Source organism: Erwinia sp. SLM-02 (assembly GCF_037450285.1).
In the GTDB taxonomy this organism is placed as follows: Bacteria; Pseudomonadota; Gammaproteobacteria; order Enterobacterales; family Enterobacteriaceae; genus Erwinia.
In genome coordinates, this window is sequence record NZ_JAQISN010000001.1 from 2579114 (window position 1) to 2595776 (window position 16663).

Sequence of the window (16663 nt, forward strand, 5' to 3'; positions counted from 1 at the left end):
ACACGTTAGAAAAATATAACAACTCGGAGTTTTATTTGAAATATCCACGCATTTAATAGACACATAAAACCATTTAACCTAACAGTCCATGCATTAATTATAAATAACAATTAATCATTACCTTTTGAAAGCAACTGAAGTTTTTTGTAATTAGGGAAGCATGGCACATTCTCGACGGTTCCATCTGGATACAACACTGACATATACACCCCAATCTTTTGCACTTTCGGTTCTGTGGCGCGTAAAATTTTTAAAGAATGAAGTCTAGGCTTAAAAATCACTTCTTTTGCTGATGTTGATTTATAAATCACATCTGGCGAGGATCTAATAATGGAATATTCTACTGGGCTACTACTATCCCTGCGCTTTGTAATTAAAGGGAAGTAATCCCCCTTCAGTTTGATATTTCCATTAATAGCTTCGAACGATCCACTTAGCCGCTGAGGTGAATTATTATCAAATACAACAATTTCTTTAATTGGAATATTTTCACTATTTTCATCGTTACCTGATGGGAGTTCTTTCAAATTAAACCCTAGAGTTATATTACTTAATTTCCAATTACACCGCCCACCACCATCGCGTGAAACTTCTAGATTAAATATACTGCCGCCTGATGCATGATTGAATTCTTTCTTGACAAAATGATATCCTGGTTCTTTTACTACATCTCCATTGGAATTTTTACGACTCTTCAAGCAAGTGGTTGAACGATACATAATTTCCAATGGCAGTATTTTACTATCCGCTGGCATCTTTGCAACTACAAAAACCATTTCACCATCAGGTGGAGGATTCAATGACTCATCTTTATCATATCCTAAAAAAAGAACAGGAAAGATGAACATCATACTCCTAATTAATATTTTCATATTCTTCCCTTGCCGTATTTTTAAATCTGACTAATGCATTCAACCAACTACTCTCTGACTTTGATATCCCTAATGTTTTTGGCAACATATCTTGCAAAGATAAAAAAATCTTATTCCTTTCCACTTCATGCTTCGAGGTGTTTTCTGTTGATTTCGATGCATTGTCAACAGTACGTGAAAATCTATCTCTATTCAGTTTCCGTTCCATTTGTCGCTCAGGATCTACCAACTCAATCAACTCATTATTGATATAGGGCATGTATTTATTTGACATGGAGTGATTTGCTGGATTTGTCCAAGAGTCAAGATCTGGATTGTTATTTTTAGGAAAATAATGCCTCAAGCTTTCAGGAGACAAACATTTTACAAAATTATTTTGCTCATCAGCTGTAGTGCAAAAAATTTGCTCATTAAGTTCTGGAACAAGATATAGTTTACATTTATCAAATGAGATCTCCCTTATCGACATATACGGATTACTAACATCCATACCTATAAGTGGCATTGGTTTTTTTGAATACTTAACAATAGACTGCTCAGCATTAAAAAAGCAGACAGTATTACCATGATGCCAATAAGGATCACCAAAATTTATCCCTGCACCTTGAATTCCCATAGCCCAAACAGAGCCGATAAACCCATAGACGACACCGTAAGGCCCCCAAAGATCATAGAGTTTATTATCTAACTCTAATTCCGGCGGAACACTTGTTACTGAGTCTGAGTCATTAACATGCCTATAATGAGAAATATTTTTAATATTATTAATAGTCGATGCTGTAAATACTCGCGGCATTCCATATGTATAAATTACTGGTTGATAATCACGCAATACGGTGGCATGAATTAGTGTTAATGCGCCGCCTAAACTATGCCCTGCGATAAACAATTCACGTCCATTCGACAAGCTCTGAATTTGCTTGAACTGGTCTATGAATTTTTTTCCAACTAAGTTAAAAGCATCTAAAAAACCTTTGTGACAATGACCCGCAGGCACTATATCTGGACATGGCACTGGCCTAAATGACCCATCAGCACTAAGATCTGCTAGTTTATCTGGCTCAGTACCTCTCCAACCGACTAATAGCTTAGTTAAATTGCTGACGAAGAAAAGCTGTGTTCCCCCATCTCCAGAATCGCCTTCCGTAGTATCGAGAAATACTGGATTTACATAACGATCTCTAAACGGTACATCGACAGAAATGGTTTCATAGAGCATGTCAGGAACTTTAGACAAATCTTGGCACTGATCATTAAAAAACGACAGTATTTTTTCTTTGTCAGAATAAACAAACTCAGCCAAAAGTCCCAAATTAAATGCATTTACGATAGAATAATCGGTTGTATGATGAAGAAGAATATTCCATGCTCTAAATGGACACACCTTCACTATAACCCTCGAATTAAAGTACATATTCGAAATGGTTAACCCGGAAAAATCAGGATCAGGGAAATGAAAAGCTGGTAATTCTTTACTGTTCCAAGCAGGGATATTTGGTGCTTTATCGCACAATTGGCCTACAACAACATAATAACAAATATTATTAGTTTTGTTATCGACAGTCACTGGCGACATTTTCATAGAATAGGAATACGTTCTTTCTATACTTAAAGGCCTTTGCTCCATTTCATCAACAAGTGGCTGGGCTTCAACAAAAAGAGTGAGATCAGGATGAAGCAAATCATCGATCCTCAAAATACCTTCTGAATCAGTAACTCCGCTATAAGGCTGAATAACTTTATCTCGGGTAGCCTCGTTCTCTCCCCGCCATGGCATGTTAGCTACGGCGTTATTATTCTCATCAACCAATTGAATCTCAATCCAGCATTTCTTTTGCGCTGGAGCTTGAGCTTTACCGAATGTCCCTACCGCAGATGTTCTCGATTCGCTCATGATGACGCCCCTTGTTCGCTGCCAGTACTGCTTAGAGGAAATTCAATTTTCATTGATGATGGCGACGCAGTATAAATTGGCATGGTATTGCCGAGTTTATCTGTTGTCCCTGAATAAACATCACCTTCCGCAGTTGTCACCTTATAAAGAGTGTACGGCATCGCTTCCCCCGTATGCTGATTAGTTATTGCAAATCCACCTTTAAATCCTTTTGGCAGTTCCTGCGGAGACAGATTTAAATTCGCCGCCCCCATCTTTTGCACATTCGCAGCTTTCAGCAGGATATTACCTGGGCACCCAAGCTCAATATTTCCGCCACTGATCTTGATATATGCACCATCACAAACAAGGGTTAATTCCTTGCTGGCATTTACCGTCACGCTACCGCTATTGCTGGTAACAGTGACATCCTTCAATGCCTGAACATTCAGAGCGTCTCCCTGAGCCTGCACATCCACTTTGCCCTGCCCTGCAAAAAGATGCATCCCTGCACTTTGTGCAAATAGACTGACCGTTTTCGACGCCGCAACAGTTACCGACTGAGCTGCGCTTATGTCCGTATTGCGACCAGATACTATTCCTACACTTTGGCTTCCAGACGCGATCCGAACTGCCTCGGGGCTGACCATTCCAATTCCCATCGGTGAATGAGCTAATATCCCTGGTTTTTGCAGTCCGGACAGCGCACTATTCAGAGTCGATTGGCTATCTGAATCTGCCGAAGTTGCTTTTGCTGTTTCAGCTGCTTTGCTGAGGCTTTTTGCGAGAGAAAGAGCCTGTTCCAGCTGCTGTACAGCTTTATGCATATCGAGCATTACACCATCAGCATGTGGTTGGGATTCAGCACTTAATAAAATCCCTTTTCCCCCCCGAACAGCCACCCAATCATCGGTGCGCAATTCTGCACCTTTTCCCCTAACAGTTCGCTCCTCGTCAACGTTATGCCCTAAATTAAGCTGGGTCTTACCCCCGTACTCGGTACTGAGTTTAACGTGCTCTTCGCCGCGCTTGTCTTCCATCCGCAGCTTGTTCAGGCCAGCGGTGCGGATAACGTTGCGCGTGCTGTTGGCTTCAGTGACATGGTCAACGTGGCGGGAGTCATGCAGAGCGTGAGCTATATACGGCCGGTCCGGATCGCCTTCGTGGAACGCAATGGCGACTTCAGTACCCTGTATCAGCGGGAAGTGGAAGCCGTACTTGTCACCACCGTAAGGTTTGGCGAAGCGCACCGGCATACTTTCCATACCCTGACGCTTGTCGTCACGATCGGCATCGAATTTCACCCGGTACATCCCCGACGCATCCTGCCAGGCGTAGATATCGTTCTCTTTAGCACTGGTGATGCGGGCCGTCAGCGTCCCGCTGACTATCGGACGTTTTTTCGCGGCAGGACGCCAGCAACGGTTCTCGTAGTAGGGCATCGCTACCCATGCCACTTTCAGGGCATTCTGACGGCTGGCGTAGTAGCCAGTGCGGATAATAACAACACCGTTCTCCGTTTCACGGGGCAATGTTGATGGGATAGCCATTTCGGTAATAGTCAGCACCTGAGCCGGACCGAGGGTGTGGTCGGTACTGCTGCCGGTCACCGTAGTCTGGGTGGACAGGAAGCGTTCATGCTCCAGGCGCGCCCAGAAGTTACCGGTTTCTGCCGTCGGCGTAATTTTGTCACCACGTTCAAGGTGGCGCGGGCGATAATGGTACACATCACCGTAGGTATTCCCCTCCCCGTCGCCACGAGTCATGTCAGCCGGTACAGACATCAGAACGTTCTGGGCTTCACGGTGGTTATAGTCGCTGGCTGTGACCGAACGCTCCACCACGTTATGCCAGACATGCACGTCCCACACCGAGTCAGCCGCATTGTCATTCGCCCCTGACGGGCTGTTCAGCGGCAGTTTTTTTCCATACGTCCAGGCACTCTGCTTGTCCGCAAAGTGCACCACTTCAGTCTGGGTGTCGGGTTGCAGCTTGAAGAAGTAAAAAATCCCCACCTCGGCCAGCAGGCGTTCAATAAACGCGAGATCATTTTCCTGATACTGGTTAATTTGCTCGCGCTTCGGATAGTTGGCTTTGAGGGTGAATTCATACTCCCAACCTTTGAGCCCATGCTCCGTGAGCACCTCAGCCACAACTTCCGGCACCGATTTGTTGACGAAAAAGCGATGGGTACGGAATTGTTTTCGCAGCAGAGACAGGAAAGGCTCAATAATAATCTGGTACGTCGCCTGGTCACGTGAACCAATGATACGCTTAAAATGCGTCACCACACCATGCACCACTTTCTGCCCGGTCAGTCCCATCAGTGGCCCTGTTCCCATGGTCAGCGTGGCAGGCCTGGTCAACAGTTGCGCTGAACTGATATTCTGATCGCTGCTGGTAAAGATAATGTCGTAGTGGTAAAGCTCACTCATGAACTCCTTACCGTTAAACTCTTCCACATCCAGTGAGGCTGTGCAGGACGGAATATCCAGATGGTAGCGGTTCAGTCCGCCTTCAGTTAGCGCAGACAGGGTGTTCTTAAGCGTATCTGTCAGACTCATGATTATTGACTCCATGGGATAACCTGCAGTCCATGACTTTCTTGCCGACGGGCGAGTCACAGGTTAATCAGGGGTACTCAGCGAGTACGTAAAAGCGTGATTAGGGCTCCAGCCCCTAGAGAACTAGCGAGGATTTTCATCAGCAAAACGGTCATTTCAAAATTATTCATGCCGTATTCGCCGTCGCCACTAATGGGGATAAAGCGCTTAACAAATGTGTAAAAAACGTATCAGGAAGAAACAGTACTCCCGCCATCATTAAAGTTAAAAATATAAAAACCTTCATGACCTTATACCGGGACACTACTGAGAAACTTCAATTGAACCATAAGGCCTTGAGATTTCACGATCGGTCAAAGGAAAGTTATATACCTTGGTTTTATTTACACCTATTCCGACAACAAAATTCCGGGGTTCATCTTTGTTGCCTGCTGAATGGAGCACGAATTCGACAATGTATTTACTACCATCCATGAAATAGTAGTGGGACGAAGGAATACACAATGCACCATCAACAATCTTGAGGCTTGGCGAGAAGTTGAATTTTTTCTCTTTAGGCGGCGTTCCCCGAAAATTGATCCCAATGTCTGCAGGCTGATAATCTCGCGCATCATTAATACTCATGCAAACGTCATTACCCTGCCTGCTCACCTGCGCAGTTTCATCCAGGCTCATTCTGTCGCCAGGCCCCGGGCACCCTGTAAGGACTACCGAAGAAATGCCTAAGGAAACGATGAGGATAATTTTTCGAAAATGACTCACGCTTACCATGGGAAACCTCTCAGAGAATTTTTATACCCTTCGCGTATTGCTGCCTCAGACGTGTCACCATCAAGCGTAATGTCTGGATATTTTTTATTTTCAAGGTGCCACCAGATTTCATAGCCAAATGTCTGTAAAACAAAATTATCGGCAATAATCTGTGCCTGCTGCTCCATCGAATAGTCACTCAGCAGGCGGCCATCAAGCGTATATCGATAGCTGACAAGCCAGCTCACAAGCCCTCTGCCAATAACATTCATTCCTTTTTCCCGCTGCCAGACATGACTCATTTCGTGAATAAACATATGCTGAAGCGAATACGTCGAGTGTGAAAAATCATCCCGGTACTGATTAATGAAATATATCTCACCATTTGGCGTCATTGCCGTATTGGCATCCTGTGCATTAAACGGCAGATAGCTACCATGATGAATTTTTACCTTCTCGTAATCGATCCGGTTACCGAATACCGTTCTGGCCAGGGCGATTTCTCCTGTGGTCAGTTTTCTGACAGAATCATCGTCCTGCTTATTGTTGTCCTTCTTTTTCTTGCTGGCATCATGAATGGTCATTCCCTGCCTCCGGATTAGCGTTCAGGTACGCCTGAAAATTCAACCCCAATCCCTTCTTCATCATTCCAGCCGAGCGTCAGGGAGTGTGGTTTCTGTTTCGCGGCCATGTGACTGAGCAGTTGCTGACTCAGTACCGGCAGAATTTGCTGATTGAGCAAGCTGTCGACATTACGCGCCCCGGTATCCGGCAGCAGGCAGGCGCTGGTCAGCGCGTCATACAGACTCTCGTCAATATGGGTCGTCAGGCCATAATGGCGGTGTAAGCGCTGGCTAACCTGTGTCAGCTTCATTTCCACGATGGTACGCATGGCTGCCTTATTCAAAGTCCGGTAAATCACGGTCTGGAAGCGCGCCAGCAGTGCGGGCTGGAAGTGGTCACGCAGGATCGGACGCAGCAGTTCGTGCAGTTCGCTTTCGGTGGCCTCTGGCAGTTCATTCAGTAGCTGCATCAGATGGTCGCTGCCAAGGTTGGAAGTCATCAAAATAACGGTATTGCGGAAGTCGATTTCGCGGCCTTCGCCGTCGCGCATAAAGCCGCGGTCGAAGACCTGATAGAACAGATTCATCACATCACGGTGGGCTTTTTCCACCTCATCAAGCAATACAACGCTGTACGGACGTTTGCGTACCGCCTCGGTCAGAATTCCGCCCTGGCCGTAACCGACATAGCCCGGTGGTGAGCCTTTCAGCTGGGATACCGTGTGCGGCTCCTGGTACTCGGACAGGTTGATGGTAATCAGCGATTTTTCGCCGCCGTACATTACATCAGCCAGTTCCAGCGCGGTCTCGGTTTTACCCACACCGCTAGGCCCAACCAGCAGGAATACCCCCTGCGGGCCGTTCTCGGAAGTGAGGCCTGTTTTCGCTGCACGCAGACGCTGAGCGATGGCTGCAAGCGCCACCTTCTGGCCCACAACCCGTTTGCCGATTTCATTTTCCAGGGTCAGCAGTTCAGTCTGCTCATCTTTCATCAGTGAGGACAGCGGCACGCCCGTCCAGTCGGCAATCACGTTGGCAACCGTACGGGTATCCACATTCGGGTGGATAAGCGCACCGTTCTGCTGTAGAAAATCCAGCTGGTGCAGTAGGGTATGAATTTCTGCCTGGCGACTGACGTCCTGACGGCAGGCTATTAATTCCTCAACCAGCGGGCGCTCGACGACAAGACGGTTTTCCTGCGTTTCCAACTGCACCTCAAGTTCTGTGCGCTGCGTTTCAATGGCGGCCAGCCGGTCATAGTGGGTCAGGGATCCTGTGGCAATGTCCTCCAGCAGAGCCTGCGCTTCCATCCTGAGAGCTATCAGCCGGGCTTTCAGACGCACAATGGTATCCGGCACGGTATCAAGCCCCATGCGTACGCGAGCAGCAGCGGTGTCCAGCAGGTCAACCGCCTTGTCTGGCAGCTGGCGGCCGGTCAGGTAGCGGCGGGACAGCGTGACCGCAGCACGCACGGCGTCATCGGTGATGTGCACATTGTGGTGTTCGGCGTAGCGCGATTTCAGGCCTCTGAGCATCAGACAGGCAGTGTCATCGTCCGGCTCGTCCACCTTCACCATCTGGAAGCGACGTTCCAGGGCCGCATCACGTTCGAAATATTGTTTGTATTCGGACCAGGTTGTCGCCGCAATGGTACGCAGTTCGCCGCGCGCCAGTGCCGGTTTCAGCAGGTTCGCGGCATCCGCGCCACCCGCCTGGTTACCGGCACCGATAATGGTGTGGGCTTCGTCGATAAACAGCAGGACGGGCACTGGCGACTGCTGCACTGCATCGATGACGTTTTTAAGACGCTGTTCGAACTCGCCTTTCACACCTGCGCCCGCCTGCAACAGGCCGAGGTCAAGGGTCCGCAAAATGACCGGTTTAAGGGATTCCGGCACGTTGCTTTCAGCAATGCGCAGCGCCAGACCTTCAACCAGTGCGGTTTTGCCAACGCCCGGCTCGCCGACCAGAATCGGGTTGTTCTTGCGTCGGCGGGAAAGAATATCCACCATCTGGCGGATTTCCGTGTCACGGCCAAACACCGGATCAATCTTCCCTTCTTTCGCTCTGGCGGTGACATCGAGCGTAAACTTATCCAGCGCGTTTTGCAGCGCAGGGCTCAGTTTTCCCTCTTTAACTTCCGCGCCGACAGGACGCCCGATGAACTCTACTTCTCCACTATGGCTCTGCGCCAGCTCCGCCTCCAGTTGTATTTCCGGGCGTTCATCTGATTCTGTATCAAGCAACGACCGCAGGCGCTCAAGTTGATTCTGACCCAGGGTCAGCAAAGGCCACAGGCCATCACAGCGCACCAGCTTTTGTTCCCCTACCAGGGCCATAAGCAGATGATGACTCCGGATCTTTTCTTCACCCGCAAGCGAGGCAATCAACCAGGCTTCCTGCATCAGTATCTGGATGTTTTTCGAGAGCTGTGGACGGCTGCGTATCGAACGCGGTTGATTATCCAGCCAGCCCAGTAAATCCTGCCAGATGGCATCCATATCCCACTCGTAACGACGGGCCAGCACCGTCAGGTCACCCTCCCCCTGCTCAAGCAGTTTCAGCAACCAGTGCTCAGGCAAAATTTCCCCATGTGCGCGGGTCTGACAGAGCGAAGCCGCCCCTTCCATCGCACGGGCACAGTAAGGGTTCAGACGTCGCAGCAGGATGGCTGGATTTTCCATTTTTCTCTCTCTTGATGGCTTCCGGACACGCTACCGCCCTTCGCTGTTTCCCCTTCAGGGGACCAAAGCGCATACGGTCGGGCTGGCAGTTTGTGGGTTTCTTTGCTGAACACCCGCCACGCAGGCGCTCAGCAAAGAAAAAGGCGGGCAGAACGGACTGCCCGTCTGAGTGATTACTCCAAATAGTTCGTGCGGTAACAAGGCGGCAAGTTCGCGAATCCCCGGGAACTTACAGCGGTAAGTGACCGGGATGAGAGAACGCAGCCAACGCCGTTACCATGCGAAATAGGACGAGTAACTTAAGCGGTGGCGCGTTCGTTCCACGAATCGGAATGAATAATGTTGCCGTCTTTGTAGGTCCAGGTGATTTTTTCGTAGCGCAGTTCAATGCGTTCAAGATGGTTGTGCTTCTCTTTAGAAGGATCCTTGATGTCATACATTTCAGGATTGACTTTCACCACTTTCACGTTTTCCAGTTTGGTGTTGAAGTACTCCACTTCCTGGCCCGCATCGTTGATTTTGTACCACTTGAATTCCGCAGACTTGAGGGTCTGACCGGTGGTCACCGCTTTGTACAGATACGGGCTGGAAGAGTCGATTTCCTTGGTGAACTGGAACGGCGTGTGGATACGGGTGCCCGTCAGTTTGCCGGTGTTGTTATCGGTCGGGATGTACAGATTATGCTCCTGAGCGACAACTTCGATGCTGCCTTCACGATCCTGAACGTCCACAGACCCTTTAATGTCCGCGCCGCCATCGTCTTTCAGCCAGAGATAAACAGGAATTGCCATGGAATTACTCTCCATTGTGTAGTGAAGCGCCATCATCCTGAGATGACGCTTTGGGTTGGCCAGGTATCGGGCAGGCATTAGCCTGCGGTACCAGACTGATTTCAACACGGCGGTTAAGCGCTCGGCCATCCGACGTGTCGTTGGTTGCGACAGGGCGGCTCTCGCCATAGCCCTGTACCGCAAAACAGCTTTCCGGTACATCACCGGTGTCACGCATCCAGTCGCGTACCGCTTCGGCACGCTTAAACGACAGCGTCTGATTGAGTTTCGGATTACCGGTGTTATCGGTATGGCCGGACACGACAATCAGCCAGCCCGGTTTAGCCTTAACGCCGATCAGCGAGTTCACAAGCCATTTGGTGGACCCGGCTTTCAGCGCTGATTTACCCGAATCGAACAGCGACATGCTGTCGAGGCGAAGGGTTTTCGGCCCCTGAATGATTTCCTTAATGACCGGCGGTGGCGGTGGGGCCCAGTCGCTGACGGCAGCCTCAACGGGTGGAATCAGACGCCCCCCCTGGTACAGGCCCAGGCGATAACGCAGTGGTTCCCCGCGACGCTGCCAGTCGTCCAGCAATGCGCCATCGGCCTTAAGGTGCTCCTGCGCACGTAGTTTCGGTGCCACAGGCTTACCCGTTAGCCGGTGATATAACGCAAGATGATCGCCAACATTACGAACGAGGCGCTGGTTGTTCATCCAGGACGCCAGCATAGCCATTGCCAGGAAAATCCCGCCCAGCAATCCGGCGTAACGCCAGAACACCATTGTGCAGCTCACGCCACGTCGGCGCGGCAGCGCTGGCAGCAGCGGTTCAGGCAGCGGCATTGGCCCGGTGGTCACGACAACATCCGGTGGCAGCGCCGTCACGGAGGTGATGTGGTGTTGCCAGAGATTGCCCGCGATACCATTCACCGGCACCATGCACATGCCCTGTACGCAGGGCTTCATCACCGGTAATTCGCCCCGCCGTACCGACAACAGGTCATTCACCGCGCTGTTTTGCCAGGCAATAAGACTGTCCAGCCACAGGCCCTGACTCAGACGGGAAAAAAGCTCTTCTGAGTCAGCCTCCCGGGCCCACTCCGTCAGTGACAGATTGCCCTGACCGGGCTGATACACCTGAATAGCGCTCCGCTGTCTTACCGTGGTAAACCAGACAGGCTCTGCCTCCGCCCAGGCCATCGGTGGCGATATCCAGGCCACGGTCCAAAGTGGGGGGATCGTGCCAAATGCCGCACGGCAATGGGCGACTGCACGCTGCCAGCCTCGCAGAGACTGGGTAAAATCATCACCGGATGTGTGCTGTTCAGGTACCACCGCCAGCATGACCGAGATTCGCGACACCAGGTCCGGGCGAACCAGGCTCAGGTGCTGCGCGAAGTGTGGCAATTGCTCCGCATCCTTCACCCACAGATACCAGCCTTGCCGGGTTTCCCGGTGACGGGCACCGGACACAAAGAGTGCTGAGTTGTCACCGCAGACGAGGATAACCGCCCCCTGAAAATCTTCCGGCGGCAGATTTTCATCGATGATGCCCCGGACTGCGGTCGCCCGCGCCTGAGAAACCCGGTGCTGACGCCAGAACATCACTCCAGACAACAGAACAACCAGCAGGCTGAATACCACACGGCTGCCCGTGGACAGAGGCCAGAATCCGAGGATGAGCCACAGCGCCAGTACGGCCCCCATGACTGTTAACAGACTTCGGTACGCATCCCGCATCGCTTACCCCGGCCTGACGATCTGGCTTACCAGTTGGGCAAGCGAAGACGAGAGTAAGAACCAGAGAATTGCCAGGGCGGCAGTGGCCACAACCCAGGTCAGCCAGTACCCGCGACGGCCGCTGCTCAGGCGTGAAACGCGGGCAACAATGGGGGCGTCCTGTGCCAGCGTGAAGGCCGGTACCCGTTCAGCGAGCACGCGAAAAATATTTTCGCGACGCCCATCATCCTGGGCGCGATACTGACCAACGAAACCCAGTTGCAGGGTCCGGTACATACAGGTCAGGACGGCGGCATCAGGGGCGGTTTCTTTCAGCAGGTCTCGGATCCTTTCCCACAGCTCCTCACCGGCATTGAGGGTGCCAAAGAAGTGTGCCTGCAGCGGGTCACGCCGCCAGGTCAGATAGCCATCATCGGTGGTTCCCCTGTTCATCACGCTCTCATCAAGCAGTGCACACAGGGCATACACCATATGGTCACAGCTGATGTCGCTGTAGCCTGCCTCCGTAAGCGCCGCTTTTGCCTCCTGCACCAGACGGCAGGCCCGACGATAGAGCCCTTCCCCGTCACGAACCTTCTGTCCGCCCCGCAGCTGGCTGGCCATCAGCCAGCCGGGGTAGAAAATACGCTCAATTAGACTCATTTCTGATGTATTCATGTGCGCAGCACCGCAAAGAGTTCAAGATCCACATCCCCCAGCGAGCGCGGGGTATAGAAGGTGCAGCTTCCCGCTTCCAGCATCGCCCGTGCCGCCTCACTACTCAGATCCAGCGAGAAATACTGGTTCTCAAGGCGTAACGGGATAGCGGCAGGCACATGGGTCAGTGGCTTGATAACCATCCCGCTCAGCGCCACATTCACCACCTCGGAAACATCATCAAAGCTGCCCGCTTTACACAGCTGTGGGAATTTCGTTTGAAGTTCATGGTTCGGCATGGAGGAGCGTACTGAAAGGTAGAAATCCGCCCCTTCGCGCAGGCGCGCATCGTGCAAGGCGCCTTTCCAGATCTGGTCCTGATGCTCCAGGTGAATATTCACCATCCGTGACGGCAGGCTCGCTTCCAGCAGCTTATCGAGCAGTGCCAGCAACGGTGGGAATACCCGTTCCGGTGCATCGTGCTGATAAGCAGGAATGTCTCCGGCTTCGTGCTCCAGTGAGAAGGTCAGCAGACTGCCGGCCAGACGGATCAGTTCGCGATACAGCAGTTCTGGGTGTCGATTCGGCGTCTGCAGCAGTTCCGTCAGTACTGGCTCGGCGCTGTTCAGGGCATTGAGCAACCAGAACAGGGAGACATCCGCGACCGCAAAGTCGGCCATCCGCTCATTACTCTCACGGCGCATGGCCATCAGCCGGCGGCGGCGAGCCTGCAGGCGGACTAGTAGATCACCCAGCTCAGTAGTCAGCAACGGGCTTGCAGAAACGGAAAGCATCGGCGGGATGAAAATCGGGTCCCGGCTCCACTGCCCCTGTGCATTTCGCACCAGACGAGCTACCGGACAGGTCAGGTATGCCGTGTTTTCCTGGCTGGAAAGACGCAGGGTTAACGCGTTACGCAGAATGGCGAGTTCTCCGCTTTCATAACCAGCCAGTTCCTGCACTACTACACGTTCGGCTTTCCAGCGACGCGGACGTTCACTGTCCTGGCCGTTATCGAGGTTGCCACCACTGGCGCTCAGCAGCGGCAGTGCGACAACCACGTCAACAGTCTCAGAGCCGCTTGCGGCGGATAAATCACAGACCGGTGGAAGATTATCCGCCAAATCCGTATCAACAATCGTGCCATCCTGGAAACGAACCGCCAGACGGGTGGCATTCAGGCGCGAAAGCGCCAGTGCGGGATCATCAAATTCTGCCGCAACCACGCCCCAGGGATGAGAAATCCCCATCCGGGCAACCATGTCGGCAACGTACTCACTCCAGCGGGCCTGCTGCTGGAACTGTTGCGGGGCCAGAACGGCCCCATCCTCCCAGAGTGGGCGGTAAATTTTCATCCCTGATTTTTCCTCGGCTTATGCTTTCGCTTTCGGCATCTGCGAGACCAGCGACAGGTTGATGTCCATCCCTTCGACCTGGAAGTGCGGCACCGCATACAGCTTCACGCGGAAGAAGCCCGGGTTGTCTTCGATATCTTCCACCACCACTTTGCCGTCGCGCAGCGGGTGCGAGGCCTGCAGCTCGTCGCCCGGATCGGTCATCTCGGTCACCAGGCCGCGGATCCAGGTATTCAGCTCCAGCTCCAGCAGGCGGCGATCCTTGGTGGTGCCGATGTTTTCACGCTGGATCAGCTTCAGGTAGTGGGCGATGCGCGACAGCAGGAAGATGTACGGCAGGCGAGCGTTGATCCGGCTGTTGGCGGTGGCGTCGGCGGTGTCATACAGGGCCGGCTTTTGGGTGGAGTTTGCCGAGAAGAAACAGGCGTAATCACGGTTCTTGTAGTAGGACAGCGGAATAAAGCCGAGGTTGGCGAACTCAAATTCGCGGGTTTCCGGGATCATCACCTCAGACGGGATTTTCACCTGATTACCGGTGCCCAGGTCGTACAGGTGGATCGGCAGATCTTTCACCGCGCCGCCGGCCTGCGGGCCACGGATCTGTACGCACCAGCCGTTATCAATAAAGCTGCGCACCATGTTGGCGGCAAAGGCAAACGAGGCGTTGGTCCACAGGTATTTATCGTGGTCCGGGCCTTTCACTTCTTCAACGTAGTTGAAACTGCGTACCGGTACGGTGTCCGGTCCGTAAGGCAGGCGGCCCAACACGCGCGGCATCACCAGGCCGATATAGCGCGAATCGTCGGTATCGCGGAAGGATTTCCACTTGATGTACTCGGCGCGGTCAAAGTAGTTGCCAATATCCTTGATCGCCGCCACCTCCTCCATCGACGATTTCAGGAAGAACGACGGGCCGGTAGAACCGATGAACGGCATATGGGCAGCCGCAGAGACTTTGGAAATATTGCGCAGCAGCGCTACGTCCTGTGCGGAAGCGTCAAATTCGTAAGCGGAAATCAGCGCAGCAATCGGCTCACCGCCCGGGGTGTCGTATTCGGCCACGTAGGTTTGCAGGTAGAGGCCGCTCTGGATAATCTCCGGCGCATCATCAAAGTCCTGGCGCAAATCCTCCTTCGACAGATCCAGCAGTTCGATTCTGACGTTCTGGCGGAAGTCGGTTTTATCCACCAGCGATTTGGCCCCCTGCCACAGCGACTCAACGGCCTGGAACTGCGGATGGTGCAGCACCGCGTCCAGCTGGCGGCCAATCTGGAAATCCAGCTCGGCAATGTGGTGATCAATCAGTGCCTTATCCAGTTTCTCGACTTTCGTGCCCGCCTGGCGCAGGCGTTCAAGAAACACCTGCATTCCGGCGGTCAGGCGCTCATCGGCCGTCGCATCAGACATTGCCTGCGCATCCTGCCAGATATCTAACGCGCTGAGGGTGGACACCGGATGAAGGTTAATTTTTTCAAACAGGGAAGCGTAAACACCGCCCGCCTGCGGGTGTTCAAGGGTTACACTTTCCGCAGACGTGGCATTCTTATTTTGTACAGACATCAGCATTTTCTCTTGTTAATCCGTTAAACATTGCGACCGTTTATGCCTGTTCCGGCACCATCGCTGACAGTTCGCTGCGCAGTTCATTGCTCAGTGCCGGGTCAAGCAGGATTTTCTCCAGCTCTTTGCGGAAGTTCTGGTTATCCAGCAGATTGGCTTTCAGATCGCGGAGAAGATTGCGCATGGCCAGCATGGCCTTAAGCTGAGGGATCTGGCGGGCCACCTGTTCGGGAGTGAAATCCTTCATATTGCGGAAGGTGAGGTGAATATTTTCTTCGCTGCCGTCTCCGGCCAGTGTGTTTTCAACGGTGATATTCACCGACGGAGAATATTCCGCCAGCACGCTGTTGAAATTATTTTTATTAACGTCCGTTTTACTGCGTTCCGATAACGGCGCGGTTTCCTGCCCGTTACTGAAATCACCGGTAACCAGTAATTTCAACGGCAGTTCCATTTTCTTACTGGCACCACCGGTATGAAGATCGAGTTTCAGATTAATACGTGCCTTTGGTATTTCCTTCTGGAAGCTGTCGCTCATAATTCCCTCTTTGATATCGCCATGTAATAAATTACTGTCTCAATTTCCTTTCGGGCGATAATAGTGCATTCAGTCTTAATTAATCAACTTTATGAATCAAACGGTTAAAGCAAGAAAAATCCTAACAATATAATTCCACAGGGATTCTGTTATTAGCCGATTATTCATGACAAGTGAGTTACATACCGACTGACAGCCGTCAAATAGAAGCCAGATCACGTTAGTTGATCGAGTATTACGAAATAAAATCATGAAGTCGGATAAAATTGACCTGAATCATTATATTTTCCCGAACGCCTTTATTGATAAGACAAGTCTCAAGAAATGCACGGTTTTAATGTTTTCAGACAACAGATGTTGTTATCAATTTTTTGATGCAGGCTACAAAAATGAAAGCATTAAGGTGGCCGGTATTAATATTGGATTTTTTACTATGTATAAAACAGAAATTAATTATCATGGCGATACCGCTGAGAATTCATCGTCGTCCCTCTCTGCTCTTCTTAAGAGGATATTTACCGGCAGCGATCGTATTTGGCACAAAGATAGTCAGCCCGTCGCGGAGTAAAAGACCGCTGAACGCTCAGCGACTCAGCCTGTTCATTACGCTTCAGGCGCCATGAAAAGGCATAAAATTGATTTAAATCAATATAGTTACCTCATCTCCGGGCCGTGAATTACGCGGCCAGATGCCATTCATGTCGGTATCCATGCATTTCATTCCCTGAACACGGCACTTCATGCCCTTTTCCGT

The 16663-nt window shown here is 51.2% G+C and carries 13 protein-coding genes; 1 reads left to right on the forward strand and 12 read right to left on the reverse strand.

Going from position 1 to position 16663, the window contains the following annotated elements; translation table 11 throughout:
- Positions 1-110 precede the first annotated feature (110 nt).
- The 12 genes from PGH32_RS11900 to tssB form a co-directional block, all read right to left on the reverse strand.
- Positions 111-872 (reverse strand): hypothetical protein, encoded by a 762-nt coding sequence (locus PGH32_RS11900; RefSeq protein WP_337894126.1) that lies wholly within the window; start codon positions 870-872, stop codon positions 111-113.
- Positions 856-2766, reverse strand: coding sequence for a lipase family protein (locus tag PGH32_RS11905; RefSeq protein ID WP_337894127.1), 1911 nt, complete (start codon positions 2764-2766; stop codon positions 856-858). Before PGH32_RS11905 ends, PGH32_RS11900 begins: the two co-directional genes overlap by 17 nt.
- Positions 2763-5309 carry a type VI secretion system Vgr family protein gene (locus tag PGH32_RS11910; protein WP_337894128.1) on the reverse strand — a complete coding sequence of 849 codons (2547 nt, stop codon included), beginning with the start codon at positions 5307-5309 and terminating at the stop codon, positions 2763-2765. The genes PGH32_RS11905 and PGH32_RS11910 overlap by 4 nt, the downstream gene beginning before the upstream one ends.
- A 303-nt stretch (positions 5310-5612) precedes the next feature.
- A complete protein-coding gene (locus tag PGH32_RS11915; protein WP_337894129.1) occupies positions 5613-6080 on the reverse strand; it encodes a putative T6SS immunity periplasmic lipoprotein in 468 nt (155 codons plus the stop codon).
- Complete coding sequence (locus tag PGH32_RS11920; protein ID WP_337894130.1) at positions 6074-6643, reverse strand: type IV secretion protein Rhs; 570 nt, start codon at positions 6641-6643, stop codon at positions 6074-6076. The genes PGH32_RS11915 and PGH32_RS11920 overlap by 7 nt, the downstream gene beginning before the upstream one ends.
- A 14-nt stretch (positions 6644-6657) precedes the next feature.
- On the reverse strand, positions 6658-9306 hold the full coding sequence (tssH, locus tag PGH32_RS11925; RefSeq protein ID WP_337894131.1) for a type VI secretion system ATPase TssH: 2649 nt from the start codon (positions 9304-9306) through the stop codon (positions 6658-6660).
- Between the two features lie 299 nt (positions 9307-9605).
- Positions 9606-10097 (reverse strand): type VI secretion system effector Hcp, encoded by a 492-nt coding sequence (gene hcp / locus PGH32_RS11930; RefSeq protein WP_337894132.1) that lies wholly within the window; start codon positions 10095-10097, stop codon positions 9606-9608.
- Between the two features lie 4 nt (positions 10098-10101).
- Positions 10102-11820 (reverse strand): OmpA family protein, encoded by a 1719-nt coding sequence (locus PGH32_RS11935; protein ID WP_337894133.1) that lies wholly within the window; start codon positions 11818-11820, stop codon positions 10102-10104.
- Positions 11821-11823: 3 nt separating this feature from the next.
- Positions 11824-12477 carry a type VI secretion system protein TssL, short form gene (gene tssL / locus PGH32_RS11940; protein ID WP_337894134.1) on the reverse strand — a complete coding sequence of 218 codons (654 nt, stop codon included), beginning with the start codon at positions 12475-12477 and terminating at the stop codon, positions 11824-11826.
- Positions 12474-13811 carry a type VI secretion system baseplate subunit TssK gene (gene tssK / locus PGH32_RS11945; RefSeq protein WP_337894135.1) on the reverse strand — a complete coding sequence of 446 codons (1338 nt, stop codon included), beginning with the start codon at positions 13809-13811 and terminating at the stop codon, positions 12474-12476. The genes tssL and tssK overlap by 4 nt, the downstream gene beginning before the upstream one ends.
- Positions 13812-13829: 18 nt before the next feature.
- The gene (gene tssC / locus PGH32_RS11950) at positions 13830-15377 is read right to left on the reverse strand and encodes a type VI secretion system contractile sheath large subunit (RefSeq protein ID WP_337894136.1); all 1548 of its coding nucleotides are present in this window, start codon (positions 15375-15377) and stop codon (positions 13830-13832) included.
- Between the two features lie 34 nt (positions 15378-15411).
- Positions 15412-15909, reverse strand: coding sequence for a type VI secretion system contractile sheath small subunit (gene tssB / locus PGH32_RS11955; protein ID WP_337894138.1), 498 nt, complete (start codon positions 15907-15909; stop codon positions 15412-15414).
- Between the two features lie 250 nt (positions 15910-16159).
- On the opposite strand from tssB, the gene PGH32_RS11960 reads away from it, so the two are divergent.
- Positions 16160-16477, forward strand: a complete 318-nt coding sequence (locus PGH32_RS11960) for a hypothetical protein (RefSeq protein WP_337894139.1) — start codon at positions 16160-16162, stop codon at positions 16475-16477.
- Positions 16478-16663 lie beyond the last annotated feature (186 nt).